This window comes from Micromonospora sp. WMMC273, assembly GCF_027460285.1.
GTDB lineage: Bacteria > Actinomycetota > Actinomycetes > Mycobacteriales > Micromonosporaceae > Micromonospora > Micromonospora aurantiaca.
Genome location: NZ_JAPZBE010000001.1, coordinates 433,195 through 452,620 on the forward strand (window position 1 = coordinate 433,195; position 19,426 = coordinate 452,620).

19 protein-coding genes and 1 pseudogene are annotated in these 19,426 nt (G+C 73.0%); 9 read left to right on the plus strand and 11 right to left on the minus strand.

Translation table 11 applies throughout. From position 1 onward, the window contains the following. Positions 1–266: 266 nt before the first annotated feature. Positions 267–1,526: an amidohydrolase gene (locus tag O7611_RS02205; RefSeq protein ID WP_194798624.1), complete on the plus strand. Its 1,260-nt coding sequence runs from the start codon at positions 267–269 to the stop codon at positions 1,524–1,526. On the opposite strand, the gene O7611_RS02210 is transcribed toward O7611_RS02205, so the two are convergent. Further along, positions 1,483–2,487, minus strand: a complete 1,005-nt coding sequence (locus O7611_RS02210; protein WP_269696112.1) for a DUF4349 domain-containing protein — start codon at positions 2,485–2,487, stop codon at positions 1,483–1,485. The genes O7611_RS02205 and O7611_RS02210 overlap by 44 nt on opposite strands. Before the next feature lie 124 nt (positions 2,488–2,611). Here O7611_RS02210 and O7611_RS02215 point away from each other — a divergent pair, with 124 nt between their 5' ends. From O7611_RS02215 to O7611_RS02230, 4 genes are read left to right on the plus strand one after another with little or no spacing between them, the layout of a single operon-like run. Next, positions 2,612–3,241, plus strand: coding sequence for an MBL fold metallo-hydrolase (locus O7611_RS02215; RefSeq protein ID WP_194798622.1), 630 nt, complete (start codon positions 2,612–2,614; stop codon positions 3,239–3,241). 2 nt (positions 3,242–3,243) lie between these two features. After that, positions 3,244–4,170: a hypothetical protein gene (locus tag O7611_RS02220; protein WP_194798621.1), complete on the plus strand. Its 927-nt coding sequence runs from the start codon at positions 3,244–3,246 to the stop codon at positions 4,168–4,170. A 37-nt stretch (positions 4,171–4,207) separates the two neighbouring features. After that, the gene (locus O7611_RS02225) at positions 4,208–4,948 is read left to right on the plus strand and encodes an SCO6745 family protein (RefSeq protein ID WP_269696113.1); all 741 of its coding nucleotides are present in this window, start codon (positions 4,208–4,210) and stop codon (positions 4,946–4,948) included. A gap of 42 nt (positions 4,949–4,990) precedes the next feature. Beyond that, positions 4,991–5,953 carry a GNAT family N-acetyltransferase gene (locus tag O7611_RS02230; RefSeq protein WP_194798619.1) on the plus strand — a complete coding sequence of 321 codons (963 nt, stop codon included), beginning with the start codon at positions 4,991–4,993 and terminating at the stop codon, positions 5,951–5,953. A 75-nt stretch (positions 5,954–6,028) separates the two neighbouring features. Here O7611_RS02230 and O7611_RS02235 read toward each other — a convergent pair whose 3' ends face one another. Next, positions 6,029–6,484: a gamma-glutamylcyclotransferase gene (locus tag O7611_RS02235; protein ID WP_194798618.1), complete on the minus strand. Its 456-nt coding sequence runs from the start codon at positions 6,482–6,484 to the stop codon at positions 6,029–6,031. 165 nt (positions 6,485–6,649) lie between these two features. On the opposite strand from O7611_RS02235, the gene O7611_RS02240 reads away from it, so the two are divergent. Next, the gene (locus O7611_RS02240) at positions 6,650–8,053 is read left to right on the plus strand and encodes an NAD(P)H-quinone dehydrogenase (RefSeq protein WP_194798617.1); all 1,404 of its coding nucleotides are present in this window, start codon (positions 6,650–6,652) and stop codon (positions 8,051–8,053) included. Between the two features lie 18 nt (positions 8,054–8,071). On the opposite strand, the gene O7611_RS02245 is transcribed toward O7611_RS02240, so the two are convergent. The 4 genes and pseudogenes from O7611_RS02245 to O7611_RS02260 form a co-directional block, all read right to left on the minus strand. Beyond that, entirely contained in the window at positions 8,072–8,725 is a 654-nt protein-coding gene (locus O7611_RS02245; RefSeq protein ID WP_269696114.1) for a DUF998 domain-containing protein, read from the minus strand. 95 nt (positions 8,726–8,820) lie between these two features. Further along, a complete protein-coding gene (locus O7611_RS02250; protein ID WP_121684334.1) occupies positions 8,821–9,153 on the minus strand; it encodes a helix-turn-helix domain-containing protein in 333 nt (110 codons plus the stop codon). Beyond that, positions 9,150–9,308: pseudogene (locus O7611_RS02255) on the minus strand (type II toxin-antitoxin system RelE/ParE family toxin); the annotation flags it as partial. The gene O7611_RS02250 and the pseudogene O7611_RS02255, both read right to left, overlap by 4 nt. Before the next feature lie 28 nt (positions 9,309–9,336). Continuing rightward, positions 9,337–9,960, minus strand: coding sequence for a DedA family protein (locus tag O7611_RS02260; protein WP_269696115.1), 624 nt, complete (start codon positions 9,958–9,960; stop codon positions 9,337–9,339). 502 nt (positions 9,961–10,462) lie between these two features. Between O7611_RS02260 and thrS the strand changes: the two genes are divergently transcribed. Further along, on the plus strand, positions 10,463–11,677 hold the full coding sequence (gene thrS / locus O7611_RS02265) for a threonine--tRNA ligase (RefSeq protein ID WP_269696116.1): 1,215 nt from the start codon (positions 10,463–10,465) through the stop codon (positions 11,675–11,677). A gap of 70 nt (positions 11,678–11,747) precedes the next feature. Here the strand turns inward: thrS and O7611_RS02270 are convergent, their stop codons facing one another. The 4 genes from O7611_RS02270 to O7611_RS02285 all read right to left on the minus strand — a co-directional run bounded on the left by O7611_RS02270 (position 11,748) and on the right by O7611_RS02285 (position 16,618). Then, positions 11,748–13,703: an ABC transporter ATP-binding protein gene (locus O7611_RS02270; protein ID WP_370584830.1), complete on the minus strand. Its 1,956-nt coding sequence runs from the start codon at positions 13,701–13,703 to the stop codon at positions 11,748–11,750. A gap of 92 nt (positions 13,704–13,795) precedes the next feature. Next, complete coding sequence (locus O7611_RS02275) at positions 13,796–15,529, minus strand: ABC transporter ATP-binding protein (protein WP_194798611.1); 1,734 nt, start codon at positions 15,527–15,529, stop codon at positions 13,796–13,798. Then, the gene (locus tag O7611_RS02280) at positions 15,523–16,041 is read right to left on the minus strand and encodes a MarR family winged helix-turn-helix transcriptional regulator (RefSeq protein WP_135243310.1); all 519 of its coding nucleotides are present in this window, start codon (positions 16,039–16,041) and stop codon (positions 15,523–15,525) included. The genes O7611_RS02275 and O7611_RS02280 overlap by 7 nt, the downstream gene beginning before the upstream one ends. 61 nt (positions 16,042–16,102) lie before the next feature. Beyond that, positions 16,103–16,618 (minus strand): MarR family winged helix-turn-helix transcriptional regulator, encoded by a 516-nt coding sequence (locus O7611_RS02285; RefSeq protein ID WP_269696117.1) that lies wholly within the window; start codon positions 16,616–16,618, stop codon positions 16,103–16,105. Between the two features lie 54 nt (positions 16,619–16,672). Here O7611_RS02285 and O7611_RS02290 point away from each other — a divergent pair, with 54 nt between their 5' ends. Next, on the plus strand, positions 16,673–18,295 hold the full coding sequence (locus O7611_RS02290; RefSeq protein ID WP_269696118.1) for a DHA2 family efflux MFS transporter permease subunit: 1,623 nt from the start codon (positions 16,673–16,675) through the stop codon (positions 18,293–18,295). A gap of 59 nt (positions 18,296–18,354) precedes the next feature. Here O7611_RS02290 and O7611_RS02295 read toward each other — a convergent pair whose 3' ends face one another. Further along, positions 18,355–18,798 carry a DoxX family protein gene (locus O7611_RS02295; RefSeq protein ID WP_269696119.1) on the minus strand — a complete coding sequence of 148 codons (444 nt, stop codon included), beginning with the start codon at positions 18,796–18,798 and terminating at the stop codon, positions 18,355–18,357. Between the two features lie 84 nt (positions 18,799–18,882). Here O7611_RS02295 and O7611_RS02300 point away from each other — a divergent pair, with 84 nt between their 5' ends. Then, the gene (locus O7611_RS02300) at positions 18,883–19,422 is read left to right on the plus strand and encodes a TetR/AcrR family transcriptional regulator (protein ID WP_269696120.1); all 540 of its coding nucleotides are present in this window, start codon (positions 18,883–18,885) and stop codon (positions 19,420–19,422) included. Positions 19,423–19,426: the final 4 nt, after the last annotated feature.

The following is a 19,426-nucleotide window of genomic DNA, read 5'->3' on the forward strand; positions in this document are numbered from 1 at the left end:
GACTAATGCGACAATTCGGAACGACGGGTCGTTATTTGTGGCCGATGAAACGGTTACGCGTTGTAGGAGGTGGGAGGCGGATGACGGCGTTCGACCGCGATCTACCTGCTGTCCCGCAGATATTCGAGCCCTCCCACCAGGGCATTCGTGACGCTGCGCGGTCCGACCGCTACGCGAAAGATGTTGCGCAGCGTCACCGTCGGAGGTCTAGGCTGTCTGCTGTCCGACCCGAAGATCCATCCACTTCTAGTGATCGAGAATTCGACGTGACGAGTGCGTTGACGCTGCCTTCCGGCGGCCCGCTGGCGTCGTCCCGGCCCGAGGCGCCGACCGGTTACCAGCCCCTGCCCTTCGAGCTCGACCATCTGCTCGCTCTGCGCGTACCGGGCCTCATCGAGACGCGCCGTCACATCCACTCCCACCCGGAGCTGTCCGGCGAGGAGTTCGAGACGGCCGCGCTGGTGCACCGCGAGCTGTCCCTGGCCGGGCTGAAGCCGCGTCTGCTGCCGAAGGGCAACGGCGTCATCTGCGACATCAACGGGCGCCCGGACGGGCCGGTGATCGCGCTCCGCGCCGACATCGACGCGCTGCCGCTGAGCGACCCGAAGGACGTGTCGTACCGCTCGACAGTCGAGGGCGTCTGCCACGCCTGCGGCCACGACGTGCACACGTCGGTGATGCTCGGCGTCGGCATGCTGCTGGCCCAGCTCGCCGACACCGGCCGGCTCGACGGCCGGGTCCGGCTGATCTTCCAGCCGGCCGAGGAGATCCTGCCCTGCGGCTCGCTCGAGGTCATCGAGGCCGGCGGCCTGGACGACGTGGTGCAGATCTTCGCGCTGCACTGCGACCCGAACCTGCCGGTGGGCAAGGTCGGCCTGCGGGTCGGCCCGATCACCGCCGCCGCCGACAACGTCACGGTCCGGCTCACCGGGCCGGGCGGGCACACCGCCCGCCCCCACCTGACCGTCGACCTGGTGGACGCGCTCGGCCGGCTGGTGACCGAGGTGCCGACGCTGATCAGCCGCCGGGTGCCGGCCAACAGCGGGCTGCTGCTGGTGTTCGGCCACGCCTCGGCCGGCACCCGTTACAACGTCATCCCGTCCGAGGCGTGCGCGGCCGGCACGCTGCGGGTGATGGACCGCGACACCTGGGACCAGGCACCCGAGATCGTGGCTCAGGTGGTGCGGGACGTGCTCGCCCCCACCGGCGCCACAGTCGACCTGGAATACCTGCGCGGCCGGCCCCCGGTGACGAACGACGCCGGCGCGATCGGCGTGCTCACCGCGGCCACCGCCGCGGCGCTCGGCCCCGACGGCATCGCCGAGACGCCGCAGAGCATGGGCGGCGAGGACTTCTCCTGGTACCTGGAGCACGTGCCGGGTGCGCTCGCCCGCCTCGGCGTCGGCCGTAGCGGGCCCAACGTGGACCTGCACCGGGCCTCGTTCGACGTGGACGAGCGCGCCATCGAGGCCGGCGTACGCCTCATGGTCCAGACCGCGCTGCGGGCACTGGCGGCGGCGCGCTGACCGGACCGTCGGCCGGCCCGGCCGGGCCCGGCGGCATCGGGCCCAGGCCGGGCGGCAGCATCGCACCCGGGCCGGGCGGCGGCGTCCGCCGGGCCCGCACCCGGCGCCGCCCCAGGAGCAGCAACCACAGCGGTACGCCGATCACCACCGCGAACGGCAGCACCGCGCCGAGCACTGTGAGCAGGACCCGGGCCGAGGCCAGGAACGCCGTCCAGCCGCCGCCCAGCCCGGCCAGGAAGCCCAGGTCAGCCTCCTCCTCGGCGGTGCTGGCGTCCTGACCGAGGAACGTCACGGTGATGGTGGACAGCGAGGTCAGGTCAGCGAGCCGGCGCTTGCGGGCCTCCAGCGCGGCCAGGTCCGCCTGCCGGGTGCCCACCTCGTTCTCCAGCCGGACCAGCTCGTCCACCGACGTGGCCCGGGCCAGCAGCTTGCGGGAACTCTCCACCCGCGCCCGCTGGGTGGCGATCCGGGCGTCCAGGTCGACCACCTGCTCGGTGACGTCCTCGGTGCGGATCTCCCGGCGCTCCTGCCGGCCGAGACCGGCGAGCCGGTCGATCACCGCGGTGAACCGGTCGGCGGGCACGCGCAGCGTCAGCGCCGCCCGCGCCTCGGCGGCCCGGCTCGACCGCCGGTCGGCGCCGACGAATCCGCCGGCCGCCGTCACCGCTGTGGTCGCCTCCCGCGCGGCGGCCTCCACATCGTCCACCCGGACCTGCATGGTTCCGGTGTAGATGATGGACCGCTGGTCGACCCGCAGGTCCGCGCCGCCGGTGCCGCCCGGGGCCGCCTGGTCGCTGTCCGCACCGCCCTCGGCGGCCTGCTCGCGCCCCGCGCCTCCGTCGGCGGCGGGCGCGGCCGAGTCGCTGCCACTGTCACCGCCCGCGCCGCACGCGCCCACACCCAGCGCTGCTATCAGACCCACAGCCACCAGGGCCACGCCCCGGAGTCGTCGTCCACCCATGCCCCGTACTCCGATCGTCGGCGGCCCCGACTGCCGGGACCGATACCTCGGACGTGACGCGTGGTCGCGCCGGTTCCGGCAGACTGCGCTGAGGACATCACGATTCGATAAGCGAGGAGTCACGATGCAGGTGACCAAATTCGCCCACTCCTGCCTCCGGCTGGAGCACGACGGTGCGGTGCTCGTCGTCGACCCGGGTGTCTTCAGCGATCCGGCGGCGCTGGACGGTGCCGACGCGGTGCTGATCACCCACGAGCACCCGGACCATGTGGACGTCGGCGCGCTGACCCGGGCGCTGGAACGGCGGCCGGTGCCGGTGCACGGTCCCGCCTCGCTCGCCGGGGTGCTCGGCGACGCCGCCGAGGCGCTGGTGACGGTCGAGCCCGGACAGTCGCTCACCGTCGCCGGGACGCCGGTGCGGACGTACGGCGGGCAGCACGCGGTCATCCATCCGGACATCCCGGTGATCCAGAACATCGGCTACCTCTTCGCCGACGTGGTGTACCACCCGGGCGACGCGTTGTTCGTGCCCGACGACGTGCAGGTGGACACGCTGTTCGCCCCGATACACGCACCCTGGTCGAAGTTCTCCGAGGTGGTCGACTTCATCCGCGCGGTCGCGCCGCGCCGGGCGTACGCGCTGCACGACGGGCTGCTCAACGACAACGGCTTCGGTGTGCTGGACCGGCAGTACACGGCGATGTCCAACACCGACTACCGCCGTCTGGAGCCGGGCACCCGGATCGACGCCTGACCATGACCGAGGTGCCCGCGGAGGTGATCCGGCGGCTCTACGCCACGCCCCCGGACCGGTTCGTGGCGGCCCGGGACGAGGCCGTCGCGCAGGCGCGTCAGTCCGGCGACCCGCGTACCGCCCGGGAGATCGGCAGGCTGCGCCGGCCCACGGTGGCGGCCTGGCTGGTCAACCTGCTGGCGATCCGCCGGCCCGAGCTGGTCGCCGACCTGAGCCGGCTGGCCGAGTCGCTGCGTGCCGCGCAACGCGACCTGCGCGGCGGCACGCTGCGGGAACTGTCCGCGCAGCGGCGCGCCGTCGTGGGCGCGCTGGTGGCGGAGGTACGCCGGCTCGCCGCCGCCGAACCCGCCGCGCCCCCGGTCGGGAAGCTGCCGCTGGGCGAGGTGGAGGCGACACTCAACGCCGCGTTGTCGGACACCGAGGTGGCCGAACAGGTACGCGCCGGACGCCTGCTGCGGGCCAGCCACTACGCCGGGTTCGGCGAGGTGCCCCGCCCCCAGTTGCGGCTCGTGACGGGGGGCGAGGAGACGCCCGTCGTACCGGATCGGGCGGCCGAGCGGGCCGACGCGCGCCGGGCCCGCGACGAGCGGGCGACGCGGGCCGAACGGGCCGGGCGGCGGCGGACCGCGACCCGGGAGCTGACCCGCGCCCGCGCGGACCTGGACCGGGCCGAGAAGGAGCTGGCGGCGGCCGACGCGGCCGAGCGGGACGGCGCCGCGACGCTGGACCGGATCGAGACCGAACTGGCCGAGCTGGAGCGTCGCCGGGCCGTGGCCGAGCAGGAGCTGAGCCGGGCCCGGCTGGCCCGCCGGGGCGCGGAACGGGCGGTCACCGCGGCCCGGCGCCGGGCCGGTGAGGTGGAGGCCGTGTTGGAGGCGCTGGACGCCGAAGAGGGGGATGCCGACACCGGTGACGACCGGGCAGACTGAGCGTGATGAATGGCTACGGTGGAGTGACGGGCGGCCGATGACTCCGGAACAGCTCGCCGCCGCCTGCAAACCGCTGGTGCTCGAACTCGGCGAGGCGTTCGCCCGCTGCCCGTCCACGCTGCGCCGGGCGCGGCTGCTCGGCATCTCCGGGTGGGCCTTCTACATCACCGGGCGGGCCGGTGCGCTCGGTGACGTCCGCGCCGAGACGGTCGCCGCGGCGCTCGGCTTCATCGCTCCCGAGGCGGTCACCGACGGCTGGGACGCCGCCGCGCGCACCGTCCCGCCGCTGGAGGTGGCCGCCGCCAACCTGGCCGAGTGCTGCCGGTGGGGCACCGCCCGGCTGGGCGACGGCGCCGAGTCGTCCCGGCTCGCCGCGCTACTGGGCCGGGCGGTCGACGCGGCGGATGGCAGCGGCATGCCGCTGTTCGCCGCCTGGCGGGCCATGCCGGTACCCGATCCCTCGCCCGGTGCGCGGGCGGCGGTCGGCATGCTGCTGCTGCGTGAACACTTCGCCGGGGCGTACCTGCTGGCGGTGCGCGCGGCCGGACTGACACCGCTGGAGGCGGTACTGGCCGGGCCGGAGGGCGAGGCCGGTGCCGCGGCGTGCGGCTGGGTGCCCCCGTACCCGCCGGTCGGGCCGCTGGTGCGGCGCCGGCTGTGGGCCGAGGCGGTGACCGACCGGCTGGCCTCGGCGGCGTTCCGCGCGTTGAGCGCGGCCGAGGGTGCTGAGCTGCTGGGCCTGCTCGGCGCCGCGCGGCAGCGCACCCGCGGCGGATAAATGGGAGGCGATCCGGCCGGTCCGGCTGCCACGATCTGGCCCGTGACGCTCCCCGCAGGCTGGTCGGCCCGCCGCCCGACCCTCGACGACATACCCGCGATCCTGGCGGTGGTGCACGCCGCCGACACGTTCGCCGTGGGCCACCCCGACTTCGACGACGAGGACGTACGGTCCGCGCTGACCGCGCCGTTCGTCGACCCGGCCCGGGACTCGTGGCTGGTCACCGATCCGGACGGCACGGCGGTGGCCTGGTCGATCCTGGCCAACCCGAGCGGCGTCGGCCGGGAGTGGGTGGACGTGCTCGTCGACCCCGACCGCGGCGCCGACCTGCGCGCGCCGCTGCTGGCCCGGCTGCTGGAACGCGTCGCCGAACGGGCCGCCGAGCGCGGCCTGCCCGCGCTGACCGCGCGCGCCGGCGTGTACGCGCCGGAGACCCGCTGGGCCGGTGAGCTGACCGAGGCCGGGTTCACCCGGATCAAGCGCTACATCCGGATGAGCCGCTCGCTCGCCGACCTGCCCGCCGAGCCGGCGCCCCCGCCCGGGGTGACCGTCCGGCCGCTGCGCGCCGACGACGAGGACGACCTGCGGCTGTTCCACCGGATCTACGACACCGCGTTCCGGGACACCCCCGACCACGACCCGCTCGACTTCGCGCAGTGGCGGGACCTGCTGCCGTCGTACGGCAAGGTCTGGGACGAGTGGTTCCTGGCCGAGGTCGACGGCGAACCGGCCGGTGCGCTCCAGTCCTCCGACCAGGCACTCGACCAGGACCGGGGGTGGGTGCGGACGCTGTCGGTGCTGCCCGCGTACCGGCGTCGCGGGGTGGGCGCGGCGCTGCTGCGCCGGGCGTTCGCGGTCTACGCGGCGAAGGGCCGCACCGGCGCCGGGCTCGGCGTCGACCTGGCCAACCCGACCGCGCCGGTCACGCTCTACCGCTCCGTCGGGCTGGTGGAGGAGCACTGGGCCGACATGTACGAGCGCAGCGTGCCCGCCTCGCGGGTGTGACCCGGCACCCCTCGTGCCGGGGTCGCCGAGCGCGGGTACGGCCGCCCGGCGCACACTGTGGGTGTGGGAGACGCGCTACGCCGACGCGGTGCCGGTGGGGCGGGACCGCAGCTCGGTGACGTAGTCGTCCGGCGCGCCCGCCTTCTCCGCGGCGTTCGCGAGCTCCGAGAGGTACCACGCGGTGGGCAGCCCGCCCTCGTACCCGTCGAACACGTAGACCCACGCCGTCACGTCGCCGTCGAGCGTCGAGACGCGGACGGTCAGCTTGCGGTACGTCCCGGCGGTCACGCCCTCGATCTCGTCGAGTTGCGCGGCGTCGTACGGGTGGATGTCGTAGAGGGCCACGAACACCCGGTCGCCCGGGGACTCGACAACGGTGCTGACCGAGCCCTCCCAGCCGATGACGTCCTCGCCGGCGAAGGTGAGCCGCCAGCCCTCGAGCCAGCCGGTGCCCACCATCGGCGAATGCGGGCAGTAGGCGCGCATGCGGGCGGGATCCAGGTTCGAGCCGTAAGCAGCGTAGAGACCCACGGCGACGACGATAGCCCGGCTGGTGGGTGAGGGAGAATACGACAGTGCGTGTCGGACGGGACGGGGAGAAGAAAGTCACTGTGAGCACAGACGAAGGGACGGCTCCGTGAGCGCGAGGAGTGCAGCGGAGCGGAGCCCCGCAGTCGCGAACGAAGGGACGGCTCCGTGAGCCAGATCGTGATCATCGGCGGCGGGCCGGCCGGGTACGAGGCGGCTCTGGTCGCCGCGCAGTTGGACGCCGATGTCACGGTGGTCGAGGCGGAGGGCGCCGGCGGCGCCTGCGTGCTCTCCGACTGCGTGCCCTCCAAGACGTTCATCGCCAGCTCCGAGGTGGTCACCGGCTACCGGGACACCGAGGAGTTCGGGGTGCACTCCGACGGCCTGGAGGCGGTCACCGTCGACGCGCGGGCGGTGCACGAGCGGGTCAAGCGGCTCGCGCTGGCCCAGTCCGCCGACATCCACACCAAGCTCGTCAAGGCCGGCGTCGAGTTCGTCGCCGGCACGGCCCGGCTCGGCGAGGACACGCTCGGCCACACCCACCGGGTGATCGTCACCCCGGCCGGCGGCGGCGCCGAATACTCCATCGCCGCGTCGACGGTGCTCGTCGCGACCGGCGCGACCCCCCGCCAGTTGCCCACCGCCGTACCGGACGGCGAGCGCATCCTGACCTGGCGCCAGGTGTACGACCTGCCCGACCTGCCCGAGCACCTGATCGTGGTCGGCTCCGGGGTGACCGGCGCCGAGTTCGCCAGCGCGTACCTCGCCATGGGCGTCAAGGTCACGCTCGTGTCCAGCCGAGACCGGGTCATGCCGCACGAGGACGCCGACGCCGCGATGGCGATCGAGCGGGTGTTCCGCAACCGGGGCATGAGCATCCTGAACAACTCCCGCGCCGAGGCGGTCCGCCGGGTCGGGGACGGCGTCGAGGTGGTGCTCTCCGACGGCCGGCAGGTCACCGGCTCGCACGCGCTGATCGCCGTCGGCTCGATCCCGAACACCGCCGACCTGGGCCTGGCCGAGTACGGCGTGGAGCTGGCCCGGGGCGGTTACGTGACGGTGGACCGGGTCTCCCGTACCAACGTGCCGGGCATCTACGCGGCGGGTGACTGCACCGGCGTGCTGCCGCTCGCGAGCGTCGCGGCCATGCAGGGCCGGATCGCCATGTGGCACGCGCTGGGCGAGGCGGTGCGGCCGCTGCGGCTGCGTACCGTCGCGGCGAACGTCTTCACCGACCCGGAGCTGGCCACCGTCGGCGTCTCCCAGGACGAGGTGGACGCCGGCAAGACCCCGGCCCGCCAGGTGATGCTGCCGCTGTCCGGCAACGCCCGCGCGAAGATGGACGACCTGGCCGACGGCTTCGTCAAGCTGTTCTGCCGTCCGGCGAGCGGCCAGGTGATCGGCGGCGTGGTGGTGGCGCCGAAGGCGAGCGAATTGATCCTGCCGATCACGATGGCGGTGGAGAACAACCTCACCGTCAACGAGCTCGCGCACACCATCACCATCTACCCGAGCCTGTCCGGCTCGATCACCGAGGCCGCCCGCCAGCTCATGCTCCACGAGCTGGAGTAGCCCCCCTTTGCTCGTCGATCATGGAGTTGCGGCCCCCGATCCGACCGGTATGCCCGGTCTGTGCGGGGCCACAACTGCATGATCGACGACTTTGGTCAGGGTGACGTGCAGGGCCAGGGTTGTCAGCAGGGCTGTCTCGGTCAGGATGAGCGCGCGCTCGATCAGGCCCAGCAGGGCGCGGTCGCCGGGGTAGGCGGACCAGATCATCGCGCCCGCCAGCACCAGGCTGGCCACTGTCAGCCCGCGTAGCCAGGCGGCGGCTCCGGCGACCGGGTGACGGGCCAGCAGCCAGCCGGCCACCGGCAGGGCCAGGAACGACAGCACCGAGGCGTACCGGTGCACGTACGCGGCGGTGTCCATCTGCGTACCCGGCTCGTTCGTGGGCACCACGGCGGCGGCCAGCAGCCCGGCCGACCAGGCGGTCAGCAGCGCGAGCGGCACCCGGCCCGCACCGGCCCGGCGCAGCGACGGCAGCAGCACCAGACTGGCCGCCGCGAGCACCGCCATCGCGGTGTCGATGACGCCGCCCCGATCGGAGACGGCGAAGTCGCTGACGGTCAGCGACCAGGGATCCAGGTCGTCGCTCACCTCGAGATGACCGACCATTGCGAGCACCGCCGCCAGGACGATCCCGCCGAGGGCCAACAGGCCGCTGCTCCGCGTTCCAGGCATACGGCCAGCCTGTCGCCGCAACCGCCCCAGACGGATCCGGGACCACCACCCACTTCGCTACCCGGGTCGTCCCCTACCGGACCCCCGAGAACGCGTCAGGCCACGTCCAGGCGGATGTTCCCGATTCGGGCGACCACATCGAGGTGGCCGCCCAGGCCGGTCACGTAGGCGCGCAGGATGTCCAGGTTGACACTCTCGCCGTTCTCGATCTGGCTGATCCGTGCCTGAGACAAACCGGCCGCTTCCGCCAGCTGGGCCTGGGTCATGCCCAGCTGCTTGCGGATCTCCGCCAGCTGCGCGCCGCTGACCGAAGCCAGCATCTGCTCTCGGATTTGTCCCCGCCTGGCCACACGCTCGCTGTCGTCCCACGAGGGATCGATACTTCGGGCCTTCGCCTTGACGTCGCGCCAGTTCGCCCCACCACTCATGGCTGTTCTTCCTTCAAGTTGATCAGGTGCTCCTGGAACCGCTCGTCCGCCAACGGAATGGCGAGCCGGTACCAACTCTGCCACTGCCCCGCCTTGTCCCCGGCCACCAGGAAGATGGCTTCACGGGAGGGGTCGAACGCGAAGATCATCCGAACCTCTGAGGTCGACGCTCCGAACTGCGCGTCAGGTGCCGGCGGAGTCGGCGGTGGCCTCGGCGCGGGTCTGCCGGGCGCTGCTGATCCAGGTCATCGCCCACCCGGCCAGCGCGAACCCCGCAGCGGCCACCCCGCCGATCAGCAGCAGCCGCCACGCCGAGTGGGTCAGCGCCGTACCGCCCAGATGGCCGACGAGCGCGCCGTAGCTGGACCACGCGAGCGCCGCCGCCGCCTCGTAGGGCAGGAACAGCCGGTACGGGTAGCGGCTGCGCCCGGCCGAGAAGCAGGCAGCCATCCGGCCACCTGGTACGAAACGGCAGAGCAGGATCACCATCGGCCCCGGTTCGCGCAGCCCACGGGTGACGCGAGTGACCGCCCGGCGTGCCCGTCCGGGTGGCGTGGCGCGTGCCGCGCGGCGGGTCGGCGTGCTGCGGCCGATCAGGTAGCAGGCCAGGTCACCGATGAACACACCGGCAGCGCCGACCGCGATGGTGAGCGGCAGGCTGAGCCCGCCGTACACGGTCAGCGCCCCACTGGTGATCATGACGAGCTGGGTCGGCACCACCGGGACGAAGGCGTCGGCGATCAGCAGGATCAGCAACAGCGCGTACGCCCACATGGGTGACGCGACGTCAGAGATGAGCTCGGCCACGACCGCCACCTCGCCGGAGTTCTCCGTTCGACCGGATCGAGCCTGACGCCGTGTCCGGCGCCACCGCCACCGGCCCCGCCGCACGGTGACAGGCGACACCGGCAGGCCGTAGGTGTGAAACGAGGCGGCCCGCCCGCGAGTGACGGGCCACCGGCGCGTACACCACGGGGCGGGGCGGCGCATCGTCGATTCCCGGCGTACCGTTGGTCGGACGCGGCACCGGAGCCGTCGGGTCCCCCGTTCCTGACGACCGGGCCGCCGCGGGTCGCCGGCAGGTCCCGTGCCGGCGACCCGCACCCACTCTCCGAAACTCAGGTGCGCCGTCGATGTCCGCGTGCCTATCGTCCGGGCATGCGCAGTGCGGTAGTGACCACGACGCCGGGTGTTCCCGGCGCGCCGCACTGACGTTTCCGTCGACGAGGCCCCGGGGCGATCCGCTCCGGGGCCTCGCGGCGTACCGGGCCTGCTCGCCTCCGGGTCGTACCCGATCAAGGAGAGCGACATGATCGACCACCGCAGGCTCGGCCGGGACCTGGAGCTGTTCGTCTCCGACCCGCTCGCGGGCGCCGGGCTGCCGATCTGGCTGCCGGCCGGCGCCGCCGCCCGGCACGCCGTCGAGGAGTACGTCCGGGAGTTGGAGCGCCGGGCCGGCTACCGGCACGTCTACTCGCCGCCGCTCGGTAAGCGGGAGCTGTTCGAGCTGTCCGGGCACCTGGGCTACTTCGCCGACGACATGTTCCCGCCGATGCGGCTGAGCGCCGACGACGAGTTCGTGCTGCGTCCGGCGCTCTGCCCACACCACGCGCTCGTGTTCCGCGCCCGCGGCCGCTCCTACCGGGAGCTGCCGCTGCGGATCGCCGAGCTGGGCGGCATGTACCGGGCGGAGCGCTCCGGTGTGCTCGGCGGGCTGTCCCGGGTGCGCGCCATCTCGCTCAACGACGCGCACAACTTCTGCGCCCTGGAGCAGGTCGGTGACGAGGTCCGCGAGATCCTGCGGCTGATCGGCGAGGCGCACGCGGCGCTCGGCGTCCGTCCCGCCGGGATGCGGCTGTCGCTGCGCGGGCCGGGCCAGCGGTACGTGGGCGACGACGCCGGCTGGGCGCGGGCCGAGGAACTGCTCCGCGCCGCGCTCGACGGGGTGGACGTCGTCGAGGCGCCGGGCGAGGCCGCGTTCTACGGCCCGAAGATCGACATTGAGATCGTGGACGCGGCCGGCCGGGAGTCGACCATCTCCACCGTCCAGCTCGACTTCGACAAGCCGGAGCGGTTCGACCTGTCGTACACCGACTCGGACGGCCGCCGGAAACGGCCGGTGATGGTGCACCGCAGCCTGGTCGGCAGCATGGAGCGGCTGTTCGCGTACCTGATCGAGGTGCACGAGGGCGCGTTCCCCGCCTGGTACGCCCCGGTGCAGTTGCTGCTGCTCCCGGTCGACGCGGCGCAGGCCGACGCGGCCGTCGGGCTGGCCCGCCGGGCCGAGGCGGCCGGGCTGCGGGTCGAGGTGGACCACACCGGTTCGCTCGGTGCCCGGATCCGGGACGCGTCCCGCCGCCGCGTCCCGTACACCGGGGTTCTCGGCCCCCGGGAGGCGGCCGACGGTTCGGTCTCGCTGCGCCTGCGCGACGGCCGGGTGCTCGACCCGATGCCCGCCGCCGATGCGCTGAGCCTGGTCGGCGCGGTGGTCGCGAGCCGGTCGGCGGCGCTGCTCCCGGCCTGACCCCGGCCCGTCCGGGTGCCGGTGAGGCACCCGGACGGGGACCGGTGTCGGACCTGTGGCCGGGTCCACGTCAGTTCCCGACCGGCGTGCCGGCGCCGGCACGCATTCCCGGCGGGCCGGCCGGGGCGGGCGCCGGCACCTCGTCTTCGATCACCGCGCCGCTGAACTGCGCCCGGTAGAGCCGGGCGTACGCGCCACCGGCGGCGACGAGCTGGTCGTGGGTGCCCTGCTCGACGATCCGGCCCTGCTCCATCATCAGGATCAGGTCGGCGTCGCGGATCGTGGAGAGGCGGTGCGCGATGACGAAGCTCGTCCGGTCCGAGCGCAGCGCCGCCATGGCGCGCTGGAGCAGCACCTCGGTCCGGGTGTCCACCGAGCTGGTCGCCTCGTCCAGGATCAGCAGCGACGGCTCGGCCAGGAACGCCCGCGCGATGGTGATGAGCTGCTTCTCCCCGGCGCTGACGTTGCTGCCCTCCTCGTCGATCACCGTGTCGTAACCGTCCGGCAGGCTGCGGACGAACCGGTCCACGAACGTCGCCCGGGCGGCGGCGAGGATCTCCTCCTCGGTGGCGTCCGGCCGGCCGTAGGCGATGTTGTCCCGGATGGTCCCGCCGAACAGCCAGGTGTCCTGGAGCACCATGCCGATCCGGCCGCGCAGGTCGTCGCGGCGCATCGTGGCGATGTCCACCCCGTCCAGGGTGATCCGCCCGGCGTCCAGCTCGTAGAACCGCATGACCAGGTTGACCAGCGTGGTCTTGCCGGCGCCGGTGGGACCGACGATGGCGACCGTGTGACCCGGCTCGGCGACCAGCGACAGGTCGTCGATGAGCGGCTTCTCCGGGTCGTACCGGAAGGAGACGTGCTCGAACTCGACCCGCCCGTGCGGGTCGGCGATCCGGGCCGGTTCGGCCGGGTCGGGGCTCTGCTCGTCGGCGTCGAGCACCGCGAAGACCCGCTCGGCCGAGGCCACCCCGGACTGCAGCAGGTTGGCCATCGACGCGACCTGGGTGAGCGGCTGGGTGAACTGCCGCGAGTACTGGATGAACGCCTGCACGTCACCGAGGCTCATCGAACCCGACGCCACCCGCAGGCCGCCGACCACGGCGATCGCGACGTAGCTGAGGTTCCCGATGAAGAACATCGCCGGCATGATCAGCCCGGAGACGAACTGCGCGCCGAAGCCGGCCCGGAACAGCTCCTCGTTCTTGGCGTGGAAGGCGGCCTCGACCTCCTTCTGCCGGCCGAAGACCTTCACCAGCTCGTGCCCGGTGTACGCCTCCTCGATCTGCCCGTTCAGCTCGCCGGTGTGCTTCCACTGGGCGATGAACTTGCCCTGCGACCGCTTGGCGATCTGACCGGTGACCACCACCGACAGCGGCACCGCGACGAGCGCGACGACAGCCAGCAACGGCGAGATCCAGAACATCATCGCGAGTACGCCGACGACGGTGAGCAGCGACGTGAGCAACTGGCTCAGCGTCTGCTGGAGCGTCTGCGACACGTTGTCGATGTCGTTCGTGACCCGGCTGAGCAGCTCACCGCGGGGCTGCTTGTCGAAGTAGGGCAGCGGCAGCCGGTTGAGCTTGTCCTCCACGTCGGCGCGCAGCGTCAGCACCGTGCGCTGCACCACGCCGTTGAGGACCCAGCCCTGCGCCCACTGGAGCATGCTCGCGCCGACGTAGAGCACCACGGCGAACGCCAGCACCCGGCCCAGCGCGTCGAAGTCGATGCCGGTGCCGGGGATCACGTCCATCCGGGCCAGCATGTCGGCGAAGTTGCCGTTGCCCTCGGCGCGGGCCGCCTCCGCAGCCGCCTCGGTGGTGGTGCCGGGCGGGAGCTGCCGTCCGATCACCCCGCTGAAGATGATGTCGGTGGCGTGGCCGAGCACCTTCGGCCCGATGACGCTGAGCCCGACGCTGGCCAGGGCCAGCGCGAGCACGCCGGTGAGCTGGAGCCGGTACGGCCGCAGCCGCGCCAGCAGCCGCCGTGCCGAGGGCCCGAAGTTCATCGCCTTCTCGGCCGGCATGCCCATGCTCATGTGCGGCGGACCGCCGCCGGGCCGCCGCCCGGCCGGTGGCAGCCGCGTCGGCTCGTTCTTCTGCTGGGGAACCGACGAGGTCACGCGGCCACCTCCGCCGTCTGCTGCGACGCGACGATCTCGGCGTACGTGGGGCAGCTCTCCAGCAGTTCCTCATGTCGTCCCATCCCGACGACACCCCCGTCCTCGAGCACGATGATCTGGTCGGCGTCGACGATCGTGGAGACCCGCTGGGCCACGATCACCACCGCCGCGTCCGCGGTGACCGGCTTGAGGGCGGCCCGCAGCCGGGCGTCCGTGCCGAGGTCGAGCGCGGAGAAGGAGTCGTCGAAGAGGTAGATCTCCGGTTTGCGGACGAGCGCGCGGGCGATGGCCAGGCGTTGCCGCTGGCCGCCGGAGACGTTCGTGCCGCCCTGCGCGATCGGCGCGTCCAGCCCGCCCGGCATCTCGGCGACGAAGTCGCGCGCCTGGGCGATCTCCAGCGCGGCCCACAGGTCGGCGTCGGTGGCGTCCGGGTTGCCGTAGCGCAGGTTGCTCGCGACCGTGCCGGTGAACAGGTAGGGCCGCTGGGGCACCAGCCCGATCCGCCGCCACAGCTCGTCCGGGGCCAGGTCCCGTACGTCCACGCCGTCGACCAGGACCGCGCCGGCGGTCGGGTCGACCAGCCGGGGGATAAGTGTGAGCAGCGTGGTCTTGCCGGCGCCGGTGGAGCCGATGATCGCTGTGGTCCGGCCCGGCTCGGCGCGGAACGAGATGTCGTGCAGCACCGGGGCGCTCGCGCCCGGGTACTGGAATCCGGCGCCGCGTAGTTCCAGCTCGCCCCGGCCGGTGACCTCGGTGACCGGGTCGGTGGCCGGCACCACCGACGAGTCGGTGTCCAGCACCTCCTCGATGCGCTCGGCGCAGACGGCGGCCCGGGGCACCATCATCAGCATGAAGGTGGCCATCATGACCGCCATCAGGATCTGCATCAGGTACTGCAGGAACGCGGTGAGCGCGCCGACCTGGATCTGACCGGAGTCGACCCGTGCCGCGCCGAACCAGAGCACCGCGACGCTGGAGACGTTCAGTACCAGCATCACGATCGGGAAGATCAGCGCCTGGAGCCGTCCGATCCGCAGTGCGGTGGTGGTCAGGTCGGTGTTGGCGACCCGGAACCGGTCGGTCTCGTACGGCTCACGGACGAACGCCCGGACCACCCGGATGCCGGTGATCTGCTCGCGCAGCACCCGGTTGACGGTGTCGATCCGGGTCTGCATGAGCCGGAAGCCCGGCACCATCCGGCGGATGATCAGGCCCAGCGCGACGGCGAGCACCGGTACGCAGACCAGCATCAGCCAGGAGAGCCCGACGTCCTCGCGTAGCGCCATCACCACGCCGCCGACGCTCATGATCGGCGCGGCGACCAGCATGGTGCAGCTCAGCAGCACCAGCATCTGCACCTGCTGGACGTCGTTGGTGTTGCGGGTGATCAGCGACGGCGCCCCGAACCGGGCGACCTCGCGGGCGGAGAAGCTGTTGACGCGCCGGAAGATCGAGCCGCGTACGTCGCGGCCGAACGCCATCGCGGTCTTCGCGCCGAAGTAGACGGCGGCGATCGAGCAGGCGATCTGGAGCAGGCTGACGAGCAGCATCCACCCGCCCGTACGCAGGATCTGGTCGGTGTCGCCGACGGCGACGCCGCGGTCGATGATGTCGGCGTTGAGGCTGGGCAGGTAGAGCGAGGCGATCGTGCCGACGAACTGGAACGCCACCACGGCGGCCAGCCATCGTCGGTACGGGCGCAGATGTGTGCGGAGCAGGCGGATCAACACAGATGGCTCCCCGTTGGCGGCTCGGTGTCGGACTCGCTGTCCCGGTTCAACCGACGGAGGTCCCCGTCGGACATGCCGGTGATGATTTCGATCAGGAACTGGCGGATCACCGCCCGGTTGGCCGGGTCGGCGTCGACCGACGTCAGCGGCCGGTCGCTGTGGATCATGTCGCTGATGGCGCGGGCGTGTTCGCCGCCCTTGTCGGTCAGCGTGAGCCGGACCGTGCGGCGGTCCTCCGGGTCGCGACGGCGGCTGACGAAGCCGTCGCGTTCGAGGGTGTCCACGATGCCGGTGAGCGTGGCGGGCCGGACGAAGCACAGCTCGGCCATCTCCCGGTGGCTCACGTCGCCGGCCCGGAGGAGGATCATCAGGACCCGCATGCCGGCGGACGTGAGCCCGTGTTCGGCGAGGTACCGCCCCCAGTGCTGTTCGACCACGTGACCGGCGATCGAGATCAGCCGGCCGAGTGGCGCGTGGTGCAACGCGTCGGGGAAGCGGACGAGCGGGCCCATGTTCACGAGCGTCAGGTTAGCCCCCGAACCATCAGGGCCCAAACTAATTCTGAGAATCTCCTCAGCCGCGGTCGGCGCGGGCGCGTGGCGGCTCGTCCGGGGCGGTGGCGACGTACTCCCGCATCACCTCGGTGACCTCGCGCAGGAACGCCGTGGTGGCCTCGGCCTGCTCGGGGGTGAGCCGGGCGACCGCCCGGTCGACGCCGACGAGCATCGGACGCAGCGCCTCCAGCACCTCGCCGACGGCGCTCTCGGTCACCTGGAGGCTGAGCCGCCGCCTGTCGTGCGGGTGCGGGGTCCGGGCGACGTGACCGGCCTGCACGAGCCGGTCCACAAGCGTGGTCGCCGAGGCGGATCGGATGCCGAGCCGGTTGCCCAGCTCGACCGGGCCCAGCGGCTCCGGGCTGGAGACCAGGTGGTCGATCGCGGCGGCGTCTGTCGCGTTGAGGCCCAGGCGGCGGGCCAGCGCGGCCCGGGTGTCACCGGCCAGGCGCAGCACGTCGCGCAGTGCGCGGGACGCCTCGCTGCTCGGCGGCGCGACCCGCGCGGACTCTCCGGTTGACGGCACCCCCTCCACGGGATAAAGCTAGCATCTCAGGTAGCTAGAAAATCTAGCTAAAGGGAGGGCGCCATGCGCGGCGACGGGCGCGGCCGCTGGTTCGGCTTGCTGGCCATCAGCCTCGGCGTAGCGATGATCATCGTGGACGCCACGATCGTGAACGTCGCGGTGCCGCAGATCATCCGGGACCTCGACATCACCTCCACCGACGCGCAGTGGGTGCAGGAGGCGTACACCCTGGTCTTCGCCGCGTTGCTGCTGGTCGCCGGCCGCTTCGCCGACCGGTCCGGGCGGCGGCGGATGTTCCTCGTGGGTGTCACCGTGTTCGTGGTCGCCAGCGTGCTCGCCGCGCTCGCCGGCTCCGGCGAGACGCTGATCGCCGCCCGCGTGCTCCAGGGTGTCGGCGGGGCGATGATGCTGCCCACCTCGCTCTCCCTGCTGAACGCCAACTTCACCGGCCGGGAGAAGGGCATCGCGTTCGCCGTCTGGGGCTCCACGATCGGTGGCGCGGCGGCGCTCGGGCCGCTGCTCGGCGGCTGGCTCACCACCACGTACTCCTGGCGGTGGGCCTTCGGCATCAACGTCCCGGTCAGCCTGGCCGTGATCGTGGCGACGCTCGTGCTGGTGGCCGAGTCCCGCGACGAGCGGGCCGAGCGCGGGCTGGACCTGCTCGGTGCGCTGCTCTCGGTGATCGGCATGACCGGCGTCGTCTTCGCGCTGATCGAGGGCCGCACCTACGGCTGGTGGGAGCGGGAGCGGCCGTTCAGCCTCTTCGGGCTGGACTGGACCGCGTCGATCTCGCCGGTGCCGGTGGCCGCGCTGGTCGGCCTCGTCGCGCTCGGGATCTTCCTGGCCCAGCAGGTACGCCGCAACCGGGCGGGCCGTCCCGCGCTGCTCGACCTGTCGCTGTTCGGCATCGGCTCGTTCCGCAACGGCATCCTGGCCGCCGCGATCGTCAGCCTGGGCGAGTTCGGGCTGCTGTTCGCGCTGCCGCTGTGGTTCCAGAACGTGCTCGGCTACAGCGCCTTCCGGACCGGCCTGGCGTTGCTGCCGCTCGCCGTCGGCAGCTTCCTGGCCAGCGGCATCGGCGCGCCGCTGACCCAGCGCTGGGGTGCGGCCCGGGTGGTGCAGCTCGGCGTCGCCGCCGAACTGGTCGGCGTGGCCGGGCTCGGGCTCGTGGTCGCGCCGGACACGAGCTGGTGGGCGCCACTGGGCTTCCTGTTCGTGTACGGCGTCGGCGTCGGCCTGGCCACCGCCCAGCTCACCGGCGTCTCCCTGTCGCAGGTGCCGGTACGCCGCAGCGGCCAGGGCTCGGGCCTGCAGAGCACCGCCCGGCAGGTCGGCTCCGCGCTCGGCATCGCGGTGCTCGGCACCGTCCTCTTCGCCGGCCTCGGCGGGATCCTCGGCGACCGCCTGGCCGACCAGCCCGGGTTCACCCCCGCCCAGCGGGACCAGGTGGTGAGCGCGGTCAAGGAGAGCGCCGGCGCGGCGATCGGCGGGCTGGAGGCGGACCCGCGTACCGCGCCCATAGCCGAGGAGGCGAAGGCGGCGTTCTCCGAGGCCACCCGGTACGCCGCCTTCGCGGGCGCCGGATTCCTGCTGATCGGCCTGGTCGCCTGCCTGCGCCTGCCGACGGTGCGCGCCGAGGAGACCGGGGACAGCCCGCCCGCCGAGGCGGAGCCGGCCCGGGCCTGAGCCGGGTTCCGCCGTTCTCGTCCCGCCGGCTCGGCGCGGGCGGCCGGGTCGGCGGCGGGTCATCCGCCGAGGGCCACCGCCAGCGCCGCGGCCACGAAGACGACCTGGAGCACGGTACGGACGCCGAGCGGCGTCACCGGGCGCCCGGCGAGCGTGAGCCGTCGCCGTGCGGCCGACACGTTCGCCGGGAACATGGCGAGCATCAGCAGCACCAGCCCGACGGCCGCCGGGCGCGCGGTGGCCGGGAACAGCAGGGCGAGCGCGCCGGCGAGTTCCAGTACGCCGGTGACGGTGACCAGCAGATCCGGCCGGGGCAGCGCCGGCGGAACCATCGCGATCAGGTCGGCGCGGCGGGACGCGAAGTGGGCCACGCCGGTCAGCACGAACATCAGCGCCAGCCCCACCCGCAGCGCGGGGTGCCACCCGTCCAGGGCGTCCACGCCGAGCAGGCCGGCGATCCGGGCCAGCGCGGTGCCGGCGAACAGTGCGATCAGGGGTGCCATTGTCGATCCCTCCGACGAACATCTTGTCGCTGACAAGATTGCGTCGATGGTGCCATCTTGTCAATGACAAGTTAGAGTGACGGCATGGCCTCGTACCACCACGGCGACCTCCGCCGCGTCCTGCTGAGCACCGCCGCCGAGGCGATCGCCGAGTCCGGACCGGCCGCGCTGAGCCTGCGTGAGCTGGCCCGGCGCGCCGGGGTCTCGCACGCCGCGCCGGCGCACCACTTCGGCGACAAGGCCGGGCTGCTCACCGCGTTCGCCACCCAGGGCTTCGACCTGCTCGCCGACGCGTTGCGGCAGGCCGGGGACGACCTGCTCGACACCGGCGTGGCCTACGTCGGGTTCGCGGTGCGGCACCGGGCGCACTTCGACGTCATGTTCCGGCCCGAGCTGTACCGGGCCGACGACCCGGAACTGGTCGCCGCCCGCGCCCGCTCCGGCGACGTGCTGCGCGAGGGGGTGGCCCGGCACACCGGGCGGGAGCCGGACGCCGACGCGCTCGCCGCCTGGTCGATCGTGCACGGCTTCGCCACGCTCTGGCTCTCCGGCGCGCTGCCATCACGGGTGGGCGACGACCCGGAGGCCGCCGCCCGTAGCGTGATCAGGCGGTTGTTCGACTGAGCCG

What these genes read in the sequence shown, in the direction of transcription:
- O7611_RS02280 (WP_135243310.1), bottom strand. Translation starts at nt 16,041, where the DNA reads ATGGGCCCGCTCGTCCGCTTCCCCGACGCGTTGCACCACGCGCCACTC.
- O7611_RS02270 (WP_370584830.1), bottom strand. Translation starts at nt 13,703, where the DNA reads ATGCCGGCCGAGAAGGCGATGAACTTCGGGCCCTCGGCACGGCGGCTG.
- O7611_RS02290 (WP_269696118.1), top strand. Translation starts at nt 16,673, where the DNA reads ATGCGCGGCGACGGGCGCGGCCGCTGGTTCGGCTTGCTGGCCATCAGC.
- O7611_RS02215 (WP_194798622.1), top strand. Translation starts at nt 2,612, where the DNA reads ATGCAGGTGACCAAATTCGCCCACTCCTGCCTCCGGCTGGAGCACGAC.
- thrS (WP_269696116.1), top strand. Translation starts at nt 10,463, where the DNA reads ATGATCGACCACCGCAGGCTCGGCCGGGACCTGGAGCTGTTCGTCTCC.
- O7611_RS02250 (WP_121684334.1), bottom strand. Translation starts at nt 9,153, where the DNA reads ATGAGTGGTGGGGCGAACTGGCGCGACGTCAAGGCGAAGGCCCGAAGT.
- O7611_RS02295 (WP_269696119.1), bottom strand. Translation starts at nt 18,798, where the DNA reads ATGGCACCCCTGATCGCACTGTTCGCCGGCACCGCGCTGGCCCGGATC.
- O7611_RS02210 (WP_269696112.1), bottom strand. Translation starts at nt 2,487, where the DNA reads ATGGGTGGACGACGACTCCGGGGCGTGGCCCTGGTGGCTGTGGGTCTG.
- O7611_RS02245 (WP_269696114.1), bottom strand. Translation starts at nt 8,725, where the DNA reads ATGCCTGGAACGCGGAGCAGCGGCCTGTTGGCCCTCGGCGGGATCGTC.
- O7611_RS02300 (WP_269696120.1), top strand. Translation starts at nt 18,883, where the DNA reads ATGGCCTCGTACCACCACGGCGACCTCCGCCGCGTCCTGCTGAGCACC.
- O7611_RS02225 (WP_269696113.1), top strand. Translation starts at nt 4,208, where the DNA reads ATGACTCCGGAACAGCTCGCCGCCGCCTGCAAACCGCTGGTGCTCGAA.
- O7611_RS02220 (WP_194798621.1), top strand. Translation starts at nt 3,244, where the DNA reads ATGACCGAGGTGCCCGCGGAGGTGATCCGGCGGCTCTACGCCACGCCC.